The sequence below is a fragment of the Klebsiella sp. A52 genome (assembly GCF_018388785.1).
Classification (GTDB): domain Bacteria; phylum Pseudomonadota; class Gammaproteobacteria; order Enterobacterales; family Enterobacteriaceae; genus Klebsiella; species Klebsiella aerogenes.
The window spans coordinates 2,423,250-2,437,838 of record NZ_CP074437.1 but is presented as its reverse complement, the minus strand read 5'-3'; the positions used below and the strand labels follow the sequence as shown (position 1 = coordinate 2,437,838).

Sequence of the window (14,589 nt, the reverse complement as noted above, 5' to 3'; positions counted from 1 at the left end):
ATTAACGGAGGCCAACATGCACGAAATCACGCTAAGCCAGCGGGCGCTGGAAATTATTGAGCAACAGGCGCGGCAAAACGGCGCGCGCCGGGTCACCGGCGTGTGGCTGAAGGTCGGCGCGTTTTCCTGCGTGGAGGCCAGCGCCCTCACCTTCTGTTTTGAACTGGTGTGCCGCGGCACGCTGGCGGAAGGCTGCGCGCTGCACATTGCCGAACAACAGGCCGAATGCTGGTGTGAACGCTGTCAGCAGTATGTGCATCTTGTCTCTCAGCACGTCCGCCGCTGCCCGCACTGCGATAACGACCAGTTGCAGATCGTGGCGGATGATGGCTTACAGATTCAGCGTTTAGAATTGGAGTAAAAGATTATGTGTACGACATGCGGCTGCGGAGAAGGCAACCTTTATATCGAAGGCGATGAACATAACCCGCACTCGGCGTTTCGCAGCGCCCCCTTCGCCCCCGCCCCGCGCCAGACCATGACCATCACCGGCGTGAAAACCGATAACTTTGCCCCGACCCGCAGCGCGCAAGGCGATCTGCATTACGGCCACGGCGAAGCGGGTACCCACGCGCCGGGGCAAAGCCAGCGGCGGATGCTGGAAGTCGAAATCGACGTGCTGGATAAAAACAATCGCCTGGCGGCACGCAACCGCGCGCGCTTCGCGGCGAACAATCAACTGGTGCTGAATCTGGTCTCCAGCCCCGGCTCCGGTAAAACCACCCTGCTCACCGAAACCCTGACCCGCCTGAAAGGCATCGTCGACTGCGCGGTCATTGAAGGCGATCAGCAGACGGTCAACGATGCCGCGCGTATCCGCGCCACCGGCACGCCGGCGATTCAGGTCAATACCGGCAAGGGCTGCCATCTCGATGCGCAAATGATTGCCGACGCCTCTGCGCGTCTGCCGGCTGGCGATAACGGCATTCTGTTTATCGAAAACGTCGGCAACCTGGTCTGCCCGGCCAGCTTCGACCTTGGCGAACGTCATAAAGTGGCGGTGCTGTCGGTCACCGAAGGGGAAGATAAACCGCTGAAGTATCCGCATATGTTTGCCGCCGCCAGCCTGATGCTGCTCAACAAAGTCGACCTGCTGCCGTACCTCAACTTTGACGTCGAGAAGTGCCTCGCCTGCGCGCGGGAAGTGAATCCGCATATCGAGATTATTTTGCTCTCCGCCACCAGCGGCGAAGGCATGGACCAGTGGCTCAACTGGCTGGAGACGCAGCGATGTGCATAGGCATTCCGGGGCAAATTCGCACGATTGACGGCGTGATCGCGAAGGTTGAAGTGTGTGGCATTCAGCGCGAAGTCGATCTAACGCTGGTCGGCGCCGTCGACGAGCAGGGCCAGCCGCGCATCGGCCAGTGGGTGCTGGTACACGTCGGGTTCGCCATGAGCGTGATTAACGAAGCCGAAGCGCGCGATACCCTCGAGGCGCTGCAAAACATGTTCGAGGTTGAACCGGACGTCGGCGCGCTGCTGTACGGCGAGGAGCGATAATGCGTTTTGTTGATGAATACCGCGCGCCGGAGCAGGTGCTGCAGCTGGTCGAACATCTGCAGCAGCGCGCCCGGCTGCTGGACTACAGTGAAGCCCGCCCGCTGCGGATGATGGAGGTCTGCGGCGGCCATACCCACGCCATCTTTAAATTCGGCCTCGACCAGCTATTACCGAAGAATATTGAATTTATTCACGGCCCCGGCTGCCCGGTGTGCGTCCTGCCGATGGGCCGCATTGACGCGTGTATCGAGATAGCCAGCCGCCCGGAGGTGATTTTCTGCACCTTTGGCGATGCGATGCGCGTGCCGGGAAAAAACGGGTCGCTGCTGCAGGCGAAGAGTCGCGGCGCCGATGTGCGAATCGTTTACTCGCCGATGGACGCCCTGCGGCTGGCGCAGCAGAATCCGCAGCGCGAGGTGGTTTTTTTTGGTCTCGGTTTCGAAACCACCATGCCCGCCACCGCGCTGACGCTGCGTCAGGCCCGCGAGCGCAACGTCGACAACTTCTACTTTTTCTGTCAGCACATCACCTTGCTGCCGACGCTGCGCAGCCTGCTGGACCAGCCGGACAACGGTATCGATGCGTTTCTCGCCCCCGGCCATGTCAGTATGGTGATTGGCACCGACGCCTACGGTTTCATCGCCAGCGACTATCATCGGCCATTAGTCGTTGCTGGATTTGAACCACTTGATCTACTGCAAGGCGTGATCATGCTGGTTGAGCAGAAAATAGCGCAGCGCAGTCAGGTAGAGAATCAGTACCGTCGCGTGGTGCCGGATGCCGGTAACGCGCTGGCGCAGGCGGCAATCGCCGAGGTCTTTTGCCTGAGCGGCGATAGCGAATGGCGCGGCCTGGGGACGATCAACGATTCCGGCGTTTGCCTGACGCCAGATTATCAACGCTTTGACGCCGAGGCCCATTTCCGCCCGGCGCCGCAGCGCGTTTGCGACGACCCGCGCGCCCGCTGCGGTGAAGTGCTGACCGGGCGTTGTAAACCACACCAGTGCCCGCTGTTTGGTCGCGTCTGCAACCCGCAGAGCGCCTTTGGCGCGCTGATGGTCTCCTCAGAGGGCGCCTGCGCCGCCTGGTATCAATATCGCAGTCAGGAAAATAAAGCATGAAAAGCATTCAGTTAGCTCACGGTAGCGGCGGTCAGGCGATGCAGCAACTCATTGGCGAGCTGTTTATGCAGGCCTTCGCCAACCCCTGGCTGGCCGAACAGGAAGATCAGGCGCGTTTAGATCTCGCCGGGCTTGCCGCCCAGGGCGATCGGCTGGCCTTCTCAACGGACAGCTACGTCATTGATCCGTTATTTTTCCCCGGCGGCGATATCGGCAAACTGGCAATTTGCGGCACCGCCAACGACGTCGCGGTCAGCGGCGCCGTGCCACGCTATCTCTCCTGCGGGTTTATTCTCGAAGAGGGGCTGGAGATGGCGACGCTGGAAGCGGTGGTGCGCAGCATGGCAACTACCGCTCAGCAAGCTGGAATTGCCATTGTGACCGGCGATACCAAAGTGGTGCCGCGCGGCGCGGCAGATAAAATATTCATCAATACCGCCGGTATTGGCGCCATCCCCGGCGATATTCACTGGGGAGCGCAGCAGATTAGCGCCGGCGATGTGCTGCTGGTCAGCGGCACGCTCGGCGATCACGGCGCCACCATTCTTAACCTGCGCGAACAGCTGGGGCTGGACGGCGCATTATCCAGCGACTGCGCGGTGCTGACGCCGCTTATCCAGACCCTGCGCGAGATTCCGGGCATCAAAGCGCTGCGCGACGCCACCCGCGGCGGCGTCAACGCGGTGGCGCACGAGTTTACCGCCGCCAGCGGCTGCGGTATCGAGCTGCATGAAGCGAAGCTGCCGGTCAACGATACGGTGCGCGGCGTTTGCGAACTGCTGGGGCTCGACGCCCTGAATTTCGCCAACGAAGGTAAACTGGTGATTGCCGTCGCCAGAGAAGCCGCGCCGCGCGTACTTGAGCATTTACGGTCTCACCCGCTCGGGCAGTATGCCGCGATAATTGGCGACGTTGTCGAGCGCGCCGGCGTGCGCTCCGTTGGGTTATATGGCGTTAAACGCACGCTCGATCTTCCCCACGCCGAGCCGCTGCCGAGAATTTGCTAACCACTGAACCGGCCCGGAGGGCGGCAGCCGCCTTATCCTGGCGACGTCAAAGCGGCAACAATTGTTTTATTAACAGACTATTATTTGATTCATCTCTTTATTCTGCGCCGCGCTGCGGCGCTTTTTGGACTTAAGCAATGTCGTATACACCAATGGGCGATCTCGGGCAGCAGGGTCTGTTTGATATCACCCGTATTTTATTACAGCAGCCCGATCTGGCCGCGCTGAGCGAAACGCTAACCCGTCTGGTGCAGCAATCCGCGCTTGCCGACCGGGCGGCGATTATCTTGTGGAACCACGGCAACCATCGCGCCGCCAGGTACGCCTGCGACGACGCCGGGCAGCCGGCAAGCTACGAAGATGAAACCGTACTGGCTCACGGCCCGGTACGCCGCCTGCTGTCGCGCCCCGACGCGCTACATTGCGACAACGCGACCTTCGCCGAAACCTGGCCGCAGCTGGCCGCCAGCGGCATTTACCCGGAATTCGGCTACTACTGCCTGCTGCCGCTGGCGGCAGAAGGCCGCATCTTCGGCGGTTGTGAGTTCATCCGCGACGACAACCGGCCATGGAGCGAAAAAGAGTACCAGCGCCTGCATACTTTCGCGCAGATTGTCGCCGTCGTCACCGAGCAGATCCAAAACCGGGTCAGCAACAATGTCGATTACGACCTCCTGTGCCACGAGCGCGATAACTTCCGCATCCTGGTGGCCATCACCAACGCCGTCCTGTCGCGCCTCGATATTGACGAGCTGGTCAGCGAGGTGGCGAAAGAGATCCACCGCTATTTCCGCATCGACGCGATCAGCGTGGTGCTGCGCAGCAACCGCAAAGGCAAGCTCAATATCTACTCCACCCACTATCTCGACGCCAGCCATCCGGTCCACGACCAAAGCGAAGTCGATGAAGCCGGCACGCTAACCGAGCGGGTGTTTAAGAGCAAAGAGATGCTGTTGCTCAATCTGCATGAGCACGACTCGCTGGCGCCGTATGAGAAAATGCTCTTCGAGATGTGGGATAACCAGATCCAGACTCTGTGCCTGTTGCCGCTCATGTCCGGTAATACGCTGCTCGGGGTGCTGAAGCTGGCGCAGTGCGATGAGCAGGTGTTTACCACTACTAACCTTAAACTGCTGCGGCAAATCGCCGAGCGCGTATCGATAGCTATCGATAATGCCCTCGCCTATCGCGAAATCCAGCGGCTGAAAGAACGGCTGGTGGATGAAAACCTGGCGCTCACCGAACAGCTCAACAACGTCGAAAGCGAGTTTGGCGAAATCATCGGTCGCAGCGAAGCGATGCACAGCGTGCTCAAGCAGGTGGAGATGGTGGCGCAGAGCGACAGTACGGTGCTGATTCTCGGTGAAACCGGCACCGGTAAGGAACTGATTGCCCGCGCTATTCATAACCTGAGCGGGCGCAACGGCCGACGGATGGTGAAAATGAACTGCGCGGCGATGCCCGCGGGCCTGCTGGAAAGCGATCTGTTCGGCCACGAGCGCGGCGCTTTTACCGGCGCCAGCGCCCAGCGCATCGGCCGCTTCGAACTGGCGGACAAAAGCTCGCTGTTCCTCGATGAGGTCGGCGATATGCCGCTGGAGCTGCAGCCGAAGCTGCTGCGCGTTCTTCAGGAGCAGGAATTCGAACGCCTGGGCAGTAATAAACTGATTCAGACCGATGTACGGCTGATCGCCGCCACCAACCGAGATCTCAAACAGATGGTTATCGATCGTGAATTCCGCAGCGATCTTTACTATCGGCTCAATGTGTTCCCGATCCACCTGCCGCCGCTGCGCGAACGGCCGGACGATATTCCGCTGCTGGTGAAAGCGTTCACCTTCAAAATCGCCCGCCGTCTGGGGCGCAACATCGACAGTATTCCGGCGGAGACCCTGCGTACGCTTTCGCGCATGGAGTGGCCGGGCAACGTGCGCGAGCTGGAAAACGTCGTCGAGCGCGCGGTGTTGTTAACCCGCGGCAACGTACTGCAACTGTCGCTGCCGGAAATGCATATTGAACAGGAGACCCTAGCGCCGGAAGTGCTGCCGGAGGAAGGCGAAGATGAATATCAGCTGATCGTCCGGGTATTGAAAGAGAGCAACGGCGTGGTGGCCGGGCCAAAAGGCGCCGCCCAGCGCCTGGGGCTCAAGCGCACGACGCTGCTGTCGCGCATGAAGCGTTTAGGCATTAATAAGGATCGGTTAGTCTAGCCCGGCGATATGTCTTTCATGGCGTAGGGATTTTCCCGGAGGCGGCGCATTGCGCCTTCTCCGGGCTACCAAATCGCACAGGACCGTAGGTCGGATAAGCATCGCGCCATCCGACAAAATAACGCGTCGCCCCATTGAATATCGGACAGAACCCGAGCCAGCGCAGCCCCAGGAAACCTGCAGCTAGCAAAGACACGGGCCGTGGAAACTGTTATCGGTTTGCAACTTTTTAGCTTGAGAAAACCTTTATCTCGTTTCACTTCAGAGAATCTTGCGCCCCCGGGTAATTTTCCTGCAATCTATTTGCCGTAGTGCAGGGAGCGCACAGGGGGCGGCCAGTCGCCGCCGCCCCCTGTACCCCCGGGCTCTGGCCGCCAAAATCGCCACTTCGTGGTACCTTCGACTTATCCCGGCAGGCTTCGGGTCGGGCCGAGGCAGCGTCCTTGCAAAACACGGCCCTCAGCCCGCATCCATGCGGGCTGCCCCGGCCTCCCGGGAACGTCTCAGCGATTTTGAGGCCACTAACACCAGCAGTTTCAGTAACCACGGGTACAGCGGTAAAGATCTTCAGCTCGCCATGGCACGGACCGTAGGTCGGATAAGCGTAGCGCCATCCGACAAAATAACGGCGCGACCAATCGAATACCGGACCGCCTTGGGTTAACCCCCTCACAATCCTTCTCAACCTAATCATTACCCCAACATCTAAATAAGAATTATTTTCATTTATAAATAGCTTGTGCTATATAACATAGCAAAGGCTATAAACGATGATTAATTAATCGCAATACTGTGAGGGATCCTATGCCGCATCTGCCGCCGTTCAAGCACCTGTTGTTCTCCGCCGCATTAGCGCTGCTTGCCATCGCCCCCGCTCAGGCGCAAGAAAAATTCAAAGTCATTACCACCTTCACCGTGATCGCCGATATGGCGCAGAACGTCGCCGGCGACGCCGCTGACGTCAGCTCAATCACCAAACCGGGCGCGGAAATTCACGAATATCAGCCGACGCCGGGCGACATCAAACGCGCGCAGGGGGCGAAGCTCATTCTCGCCAACGGTCTCAACCTCGAACTGTGGTTCGCCCGTTTTTATCAGCACCTGAACGGCGTACCGGAAGTGGTGGTCAGCAACGGTATTCAGCCGATGGGCATCAGCGATGGCCCGTACAACGGCAAGCCCAACCCGCACGCCTGGATGTCGGCGGATAATGCGCTGATCTACGTCGATAATATTCGCGATGCGCTGGTGAAATACGATCCCGTCAATGCCGACACCTATCGCCGTAACGCCGAGGCCTACAAAGATAAAATCCGCCAGACCATGGCGCCGCTGAAGGCCGAACTGGCGAAACTGCCGGCAGACAAACGCTGGCTGGTCACCAGCGAAGGCGCATTCTCCTATCTGGCGCGCGATAACGGCCTGCAGGAGCGTTATCTATGGCCGATTAACGCCGACCAGCAGGGCACGCCGCAGCAGGTGCGCAAAACCATCGACACCATGAAGAAGGAGCATATCCCGACCATCTTCAGTGAAAGCACCATCTCCGACAAACCGGCGCGACAGGTCGCCCGTGAAGCCGGCGCCCACTATGGCGGCGTACTGTATGTCGACTCACTGAGCGCCGCCGACGGCCCGGTGCCGACCTATCTTGACCTGCTGCGCGTCACCACCGAAACCATCGTCAAAGGGATCAACGATGGCCTGAGGAAACAGTCATGATTGCGCCACAAGCGGGACTTATCGTCGACCAGGTCACGGTGACCTATCGCAACGGCCACACCGCCCTTCGCGATGCAACGTTCAGCGTACCGCGCGGATCGATTGCCGCGCTGGTGGGGGTCAACGGTTCCGGTAAATCGACGTTGTTCAAAGCGCTGATGGGCTTCGTGCGCGTCGGCCACGGCGATATCGCCATTCTCGGCCAGCCGGTCAACCGCGCGCTCCGGCAAAACCTTGTCGCCTACGTACCGCAATCGGAAGAGGTGGACTGGTCCTTTCCGGTGCTGGTGGAAGATGTGGTGATGATGGGCCGCTATGGCCATATGGGCTGGCTGCGGCGGGCGAAGCCCCGCGACCGGCAGATTGTCGATGCCGCGCTGGCCCGCGTAGGGATGAGCGAATACCGCGAAAGGCAAATTGGCGAGCTCTCCGGCGGGCAGAAAAAGCGCGTGTTCCTCGCCCGCGCCATTGCTCAGGAAGGCAAAGTGATCCTGCTCGATGAGCCGTTTACCGGCGTCGATGTGCAGACCGAAGCGCGGATCATCACCCTGCTGCGAGAACTGCGCGACGAAGGCTGTACCATGCTGGTCTCTACCCATAACCTCGGTTCAGTCAGCGAATTTTGCGATTACACGGTGATGGTGAAAGGCACCGTGCTGGCCAGCGGCCCGACGGAGACCACCTTCACCGCCGAGAACCTGGAACTGGCCTTCAGCGGCGTGTTGCGTCACGTCACACTCACCGGTGCGGAAGAACGCATTATTACCGACGATGAGCGGCCGTTTATCAGCCATCGCGCGGCGGGGGGCCAACGATGAGCTGGCTGCTGGAGCCGTTTGGCTATCAATACATGCTCAACGCGATGTGGGTCTCGGCATTAGTCGGCGGCGTCTGCGCCTTTCTCTCCTGCTACCTGATGCTCAAAGGCTGGTCGCTGATTGGCGACGCCCTCTCCCACTCGATCGTTCCCGGCGTCGCCGGCGCTTATATGCTCGGCCTGCCCTTTGCGCTCGGCGCGTTTCTCTCCGGCGGCCTGGCGGCAGGCAGCATGCTGTTTCTTAACCAGCGTTCGCGGCTTAAAGAGGACGCCATCATCGGGCTGATTTTCTCATCGTTTTTCGGCATCGGCCTGTTTATGGTGTCGCTGAATCCGACCTCGGTGAACATTCAAACCATTATTCTCGGCAACATTCTCGCCATCGCTCCGGAGGATATTATCCAGTTGGCGGCGATTGGCTTTATTTCGATGGCGATCCTGTTGCTGAAGTGGAAAGACCTGATGGTCACCTTCTTCGATGAGAACCATGCCCGCTCAATTGGCCTTAACACCAGCGGCCTGAAGCTGCTGTTCTTCACTCTGTTGGCTGCCTGCACCGTGGCGGCGCTGCAAACCGTCGGCGCGTTTCTGGTCATCTGTCTGGTCGTGACGCCCGGCGCCACCGCCTGGCTGTTAACCGACCGCTTCCCGCGTCTGCTGGCCATTGCCGTCGCTATCGGCAGCCTGACCAGCTTCTTCGGCGCGTGGCTGAGCTACTATCTTGATGGTGCCACCGGCGGCATCATCGTGGTGGCGCAGACGCTGCTGTTCTTAGCCACCTTTGTCTTCGCGCCGAAGCACGGCCTGCTGGCCAACCGCCGCCGCGCCAGGGAGGCCTCATGCTAACGATGCTCCTTGAACCATTACAGTTTCCGTTTATGGTCAACGCGATGCTGGTGGCGACGATCGTCGCCGTCCCCTGCGCGCTGCTGTCGGTATTTCTGGTGTTAAAAGGCTGGGCGCTGATGGGTGATGCCATGAGCCACGCGGTGTTTCCCGGCGTGGTGGTGGCCTACATTATCGGCATCCCCTTCGCCATCGGCGCGTTTATTGCCGGCTTATTTTGCGCCGTCGCCACCGGTTTTCTCGACGATAATAGCCGCATCAAACGCGATACCATTATGGGGATCGTCTTCTCGGGGATGTTCGGCGCCGGGCTGGTGCTGTACGTGGCGATTCAATCCGAGGTCCATCTCGACCATATTCTGTTTGGCGATATGCTGGGAATATCCGCCAGCGATATCGGGCAAACGGCGGTGATTGCGCTGGCGATTGCGCTGATTATCGGGCTAAAGTGGCGCGATTTTTTACTGCACGCTTTTGATCCGAATCAGGCCAAAGCCAGCGGCCTGCGCTGCGGGCTGCTGCATTATGGCCTGCTTTGCATGATCGCGCTGACTATCGTCGCGACGTTAAAGTCGGTGGGGATTATTCTGTCGATTTCGCTGCTGATAGCGCCCGGCGCTATCGCTCTGCTGCTGACGCGGCGCTTTGTCAGCGCATTATTGCTGGCAACGGTAATCGCCGTGGGCTGTTCGCTGGCGGGCGTCTGGCTGTCGTTTTATCTCGATAGCGCGCCGGCGCCAACCATCGTGGTGCTGTTTACCGCGCTGTTCGTGCTGGCCTTTGTCGCCAGCACGATCCGTGACGGCCAGAAACAGAAGGCGTCAGCAACGCTCTCCGGTAGCGGCTAACGCCAGCATGAATGCCAGGAGCTGTAGCCCTGCTAAACGCAGCGCGAGCAGGGAGAATTGTCGGATGGCGCTACGCTTATCCGACCTACAGTCCGTGCGGCCTGCCTTTAATTTATTCACCATGCTGGCTGAAACTGTCGGTGTTGGCGATCTCAAAACCCCCGGTGGCGCTGCCGCTTACCGGGGCTACAGCGCTGTGCGATTTGGTAGCCCGGAGAAGGCGCAACGCGCCGCGTCCGGGAGAACCCCTTAAAAAAGTTGCCAACCGATAACAGTATCTACGCTCCTTCAACCGCGATCCCCGGTGGCGGCGAAGCGCAGCGCAAGCCGGGGAAAGGCCGCTATTTTTTCGGCCGGTATTTTTCCGGCAGCTCCGGCACCGGCCGCCTGTCGTCAATCAGGTGACGAATGGTCAGAATCGGATGCCGCCAGAGCATCCGCGGCCCGGCCCAGCGCATGATCTGCTTCATCTCTTCCCGCTTCGCCGGTTGATAGCAGTGTACCGGACACTGTTTACAGGCCGGCTTCTCTTCGCCAAATACGCACTTATCCAGGCGCTTGTCGGCGTAGGTATTGAGCGCCTGGTAATGTTCACCCTCGTCACGAGCGTCCGGGCAGCGGCGTTGATACAGCCGAATCATACAACTGATAGTCTTTTTTTCACGGTCGATGCGCTTACCCATGCCACAGCCTCAAGCCAATAAGATGCATTCATTATATACCTTTGTATCTATCAGGGCATCTCACTGCTTCAGATGCTGAATTAGCTGCAGCGCGGCTCCGGATAACACGCCAAAATGGCTCCAGGCATAGAAATCTCTGACAAACACGCTGCCTTCCGCTTCCAGCGGGCGCAACAATCCAAGCTTCTCTTCCAGTCGATAGACGGGGGCGGGCATTGACGTTAAAAGGTCGCTCTCAGCGATAAAGGATTTTATCGCCGCGGATGAAGCGCACTCGATAATCGGAACCGGACAGGGCAGCTGATGCGAGCGAAAAATATCTTCGAGGATAAGCATCGGCGTGCTTAACGGCGGCGGCATGATCCACGGATAATCCAGCATCGCCGCAAGCGACAGGCGCTTGTCTTTTTGCAGCGGATGGTCTGGCCTTGAAATGATACAAATACGGTCCTGCCAGTTAATTTTTCCGCGAACCACGATTTTATCGTCGTGGGGCAAGGGCCCGCAAAGGGCGATATCTATTTCATGCATCAGCAGCAGTTTAAATAACTCTGAGTCAATGCGGTCTAAGATTTTGATATGTATCTGGGGATGGCTTTTATGAAAGGCGGCTAATTTATCAATAAAGTGGCTGGTTAACAGGCTGGATACGCAGCCGATTCTCAAAATCCCCTTGCCCGCTCCGCGGATCAGCGCCATCTCCTCTCTGGCCTTGTTCTCCGTGTTCAACATTGTCATGGCATAGGGTAAAAACGCGCTGCCATACTCGCTTAACGCCATTCCATGCTTGTGCCGTTCAAATAAGGTGGCATTCAGATCCTCTTCCAGGGACAGCAACAATCGGCTGAGTCCGGATTGCGTAATCCCCATTTTCTCCGCTGCCAGGGTCATATTCCCTTCGCTGGCGACGGTCAGAAAGGCTTGTATCTGTTTAATTTTCATAGCCATGACAATTACTCATTGAACGGATTGTTTTTACATTTCCCCCTCGCTTCTTTTTGCGTCAAAAATGCAGTAATCAAGGAAAATCAATATTGCAACAGCGGCGAATTTCCAGGGGGGAATCATTCTCAATATTTATAGTTCAACACTCTGTCTCTAACAATAATTTATAATGAGAATACATCACTATGACACAGAACAACATTCTATTAATTCTTGGCGCTATATTACCCGTTATCATTACCGTTCTCATTGGCTATATCAGCGGTAAACGTAAAGACTTCAATTGGCAACAGGCTGGTGATATTAATAAAATTGTAATGCTGTATGCTTTACCACTGAGTATTTTCAGTAATATGGTCATGACGCCGCGGCATATCGTGATGAGCATGGGCCCTGTCGCCATCGCCATTATCCTTGCGCTAATTCTGAGTTTTGTTATTCCTTTAGTTATTGCCCGTTATATCTGCAAACGCTCCCTGGCGCTCAGTACTTTACAGGCTCTGGCCATCGGCTCGCCGGCCGTTCCCTTCATTGGCACCTCGGTACTGGCTTTTTTATTCGGCACCGTCAGCGCCTCATTAATTACTGTTTCCAGTATTACGCAAAATGTCTTCCAGCTTCCGCTGGTGATGATTCTGATGTCCGTTGCAACGGGGGATAAAAGCCAGAATATCTCTTTTACCACGCGGGTGATCAACGCCATCAAGCAGCCGGTGGTATGGTCGCCGGTTGTCGCGCTGATATTAGTATTAATGGATATTCATATTCCTGAAACCGTATCAATGTCGCTAGGCCTGCTGGGTAAGGCCTCCGGTGGACTGGCGCTGTTTGCCGCAGGCATCGTGCTTTATACTCGCAGCATTGTCATCACCTCAGCCACTATTATTACCGTCATCGCTCGTAATATTCTGGTGCCCGGCGCCTGCTACCTCATTTTGTTAAAAATGGGTTTCAGCATGGAGCAAATAAAACAAGTGGTATTAACGATGGCGATTCCTGTGGGTTCGATCGCCATTATTATCGCCATGCAATATAAGTCCGGCGAGCAAGAAATGGCCTCGACCATGGCGCTAAGTATTATTACTTCCATCATTACGATGGGCGCATTTATTTTCCTGACCTTTTAATCACGGCGATAACATCGCGTTAATCCGGAGAGAATATGACTTCTATCACTGTATCGGCCGCTGAATTATTACTGCACCGGCTTCAGGCCCTCGACGTGGCCTATATTTTTATTAATTCGGGTACCGATTATCCCCCGGTTATTGAAGCGTGGGCCAAAATGCGCGCCACGGGACAACAGGTACCGGAGCTGGTGATATGTCCCCACGAGAACGCCGCCATCGGCATGGCCCACGGCTATTATCTCGGGAGCGGGAAAGTGCAGGCCGTCATGGTCCACACCAACGTAGGCCTGGCCAATGCCGCCTGCGGCGTTATCAATCTGGCCAACAGCAATATTCCGGTGCTGATTTTTGGCGGACGCACGCCGATTAGCGAGCATTCACACTTTGGTTGTCGCAACACGCCGATTGGCTACGGCCAGGAGATGCGCGATCAGGCGGCGCTCATTCGTGAGTCGGTGAAATGGGACTTCGAATTACGCATTGCCGATCAGGTCGGCGAGCATGTTGACAGAGCATGGGCGATAGCCCGTTCATTGCCAAAGGGGCCGGTGTATTTGAGCCTGCCCCGCGAGCCGCTATGCGAAACGTTCACCATCGATGAACAAGCGCTTTATGCCTCCCCCACCCAGCAGCCGGTCCGCTATGCGCCAACGCGGGCGGATATTGCCAGCGCCGCCGATGCGATAGCCAATGCCAGACAGCCGGTCATCTTCGCCCAGCGCGGCGCAAGAACGTCTGGTGGCTTTGCGCGGCTCAATACCCTGGTTAAGGAGTGGGCTATTCCGGTGGTGGAATACTGGGGTACTGAAGTCACCCTTAGCAGCGACAATCCTATGCTGGCCGGCAGCGATCCCAAAGGCTGGCTTTCCGCTGCCGACGTCATCATCATTATCGACTCACAGGCCCCGTGGATCATCGAAGAAAGCCGCTGCAACGAAAGCTGTAAGGTGATCCAGATCGGCCCCGATCCGCTTTTTTCCCGCTACCCCGTCCGCGGCTATCGCGCCGATATCAATCTGGCCGGAGAAACCGACGAGGTATTCGAACTTTTACAAGAGGCGCTCCAGCCGCTTGTGGCGGCGAAGCAACAGCAGGTGGCTGAACGTGAAAAGCATGTGCTTAGCCTGATACAACACGCGAAGGACCAACGTGAAGCCCTCCTCCACGCCGGCCAAAAAGGAGCGATTGGCAAACCCTGGCTGAGCTATTGCCTGGGTCAGCTTGCCAACCAACACCAGGGGAAGATCGTCTCCGAACTGACAACAATGCCGCAGTTTGCCGGCCTGACTCAGGCGGACAGTTATTACCAGGAAGCGCTGGCGGGCGGTCTGGGTGAAGCGTTGCCCATCGCCTTGGGGCTGCAGCTCGCCCGGCGGGGTGAGCTTATCATCGCCGCCGTGGGCGACGGCTCCTATCTCTTTGCCAATCCGGCGGTGTGCCACCACATCGCGGAAGTGATGAAGCTCCCCGTGCTGGTGGTGGTCGGCAACAATGGCGGCTGGGGAGCGGTGGCGGGCGGCACCCGGGCGCTCTATCCCGACGGCTATGCCGCTAAAATGAACGCTATCCCGGCCACCGCGTTCTCGTCGTCGCCAGATTTCGCCGCCCTCGCCGCCTCCAGCCGCGCGGCTGCGCTGACAGTTTCGTTGGCGGAAGATCTCCCCGGCGTACTGGAAGAGGCGGTATCCATTATCCGCACCCGCCGACAAAGCGTGCTGGTCAACGTTGAGCTAGGACGTTAATCACAGCCAGCCGTT

At 57.9% G+C, this 14,589-nt stretch carries 14 protein-coding genes; 12 read left to right on the top strand and 2 right to left on the bottom strand.

Translation table 11 applies throughout. From position 1 onward, the window contains the following. The first annotated feature begins 16 nt into the window (after positions 1-16). The 10 genes from hypA to KGA69_RS11430 all read left to right on the top strand — a co-directional run bounded on the left by hypA (position 17) and on the right by KGA69_RS11430 (position 10,074). Positions 17-361, top strand: a complete 345-nt coding sequence (gene hypA / locus KGA69_RS11475) for a hydrogenase maturation nickel metallochaperone HypA (RefSeq protein WP_015370023.1) — start codon at positions 17-19, stop codon at positions 359-361. A 6-nt stretch (positions 362-367) separates the two neighbouring features. Next, the gene (gene hypB / locus KGA69_RS11470) at positions 368-1,240 is read left to right on the top strand and encodes a hydrogenase nickel incorporation protein HypB (protein ID WP_047044108.1); all 873 of its coding nucleotides are present in this window, start codon (positions 368-370) and stop codon (positions 1,238-1,240) included. Further along, complete coding sequence (locus KGA69_RS11465; RefSeq protein ID WP_213293105.1) at positions 1,231-1,503, top strand: HypC/HybG/HupF family hydrogenase formation chaperone; 273 nt, start codon at positions 1,231-1,233, stop codon at positions 1,501-1,503. The genes hypB and KGA69_RS11465 overlap by 10 nt, the downstream gene beginning before the upstream one ends. Beyond that, positions 1,503-2,624 carry a hydrogenase formation protein HypD gene (hypD, locus tag KGA69_RS11460; protein WP_047044106.1) on the top strand — a complete coding sequence of 374 codons (1,122 nt, stop codon included), beginning with the start codon at positions 1,503-1,505 and terminating at the stop codon, positions 2,622-2,624. Before KGA69_RS11465 ends, hypD begins: the two co-directional genes overlap by 1 nt. Then, the gene (hypE, locus tag KGA69_RS11455) at positions 2,621-3,631 is read left to right on the top strand and encodes a hydrogenase expression/formation protein HypE (RefSeq protein WP_063447789.1); all 1,011 of its coding nucleotides are present in this window, start codon (positions 2,621-2,623) and stop codon (positions 3,629-3,631) included. Before hypD ends, hypE begins: the two co-directional genes overlap by 4 nt. A 137-nt stretch (positions 3,632-3,768) precedes the next feature. Beyond that, positions 3,769-5,841: a formate hydrogenlyase transcriptional activator FlhA gene (flhA, locus tag KGA69_RS11450; protein ID WP_045377386.1), complete on the top strand. Its 2,073-nt coding sequence runs from the start codon at positions 3,769-3,771 to the stop codon at positions 5,839-5,841. 804 nt (positions 5,842-6,645) lie between these two features. Beyond that, positions 6,646-7,563, top strand: coding sequence for a metal ABC transporter substrate-binding protein (locus KGA69_RS11445; protein WP_045395373.1), 918 nt, complete (start codon positions 6,646-6,648; stop codon positions 7,561-7,563). After that, positions 7,560-8,381: a manganese/iron ABC transporter ATP-binding protein gene (locus tag KGA69_RS11440; RefSeq protein WP_045395371.1), complete on the top strand. Its 822-nt coding sequence runs from the start codon at positions 7,560-7,562 to the stop codon at positions 8,379-8,381. Before KGA69_RS11445 ends, KGA69_RS11440 begins: the two co-directional genes overlap by 4 nt. Further along, positions 8,378-9,226: an iron/manganese ABC transporter permease subunit SitC gene (gene sitC / locus KGA69_RS11435; RefSeq protein WP_015370015.1), complete on the top strand. Its 849-nt coding sequence runs from the start codon at positions 8,378-8,380 to the stop codon at positions 9,224-9,226. The genes KGA69_RS11440 and sitC overlap by 4 nt, the downstream gene beginning before the upstream one ends. Then, positions 9,220-10,074, top strand: a complete 855-nt coding sequence (locus KGA69_RS11430; protein ID WP_045395370.1) for a metal ABC transporter permease — start codon at positions 9,220-9,222, stop codon at positions 10,072-10,074. The genes sitC and KGA69_RS11430 overlap by 7 nt, the downstream gene beginning before the upstream one ends. A gap of 341 nt (positions 10,075-10,415) precedes the next feature. On the opposite strand, the gene KGA69_RS11425 is transcribed toward KGA69_RS11430, so the two are convergent. Both KGA69_RS11425 and KGA69_RS11420 read right to left on the bottom strand, forming a co-directional pair. Continuing rightward, positions 10,416-10,757 carry a nitrous oxide-stimulated promoter family protein gene (locus KGA69_RS11425; protein ID WP_045395368.1) on the bottom strand — a complete coding sequence of 114 codons (342 nt, stop codon included), beginning with the start codon at positions 10,755-10,757 and terminating at the stop codon, positions 10,416-10,418. Between the two features lie 60 nt (positions 10,758-10,817). After that, positions 10,818-11,705 carry a LysR family transcriptional regulator gene (locus KGA69_RS11420; RefSeq protein WP_213293104.1) on the bottom strand — a complete coding sequence of 296 codons (888 nt, stop codon included), beginning with the start codon at positions 11,703-11,705 and terminating at the stop codon, positions 10,818-10,820. 182 nt (positions 11,706-11,887) lie between these two features. Between KGA69_RS11420 and KGA69_RS11415 the strand changes: the two genes are divergently transcribed. Together KGA69_RS11415 and KGA69_RS11410 are read left to right on the top strand one after the other, a co-directional pair. Further along, on the top strand, positions 11,888-12,829 hold the full coding sequence (locus KGA69_RS11415; RefSeq protein WP_045395364.1) for an AEC family transporter: 942 nt from the start codon (positions 11,888-11,890) through the stop codon (positions 12,827-12,829). A gap of 35 nt (positions 12,830-12,864) precedes the next feature. After that, positions 12,865-14,574: a thiamine pyrophosphate-requiring protein gene (locus KGA69_RS11410; RefSeq protein WP_045395363.1), complete on the top strand. Its 1,710-nt coding sequence runs from the start codon at positions 12,865-12,867 to the stop codon at positions 14,572-14,574. Positions 14,575-14,589: the final 15 nt, after the last annotated feature.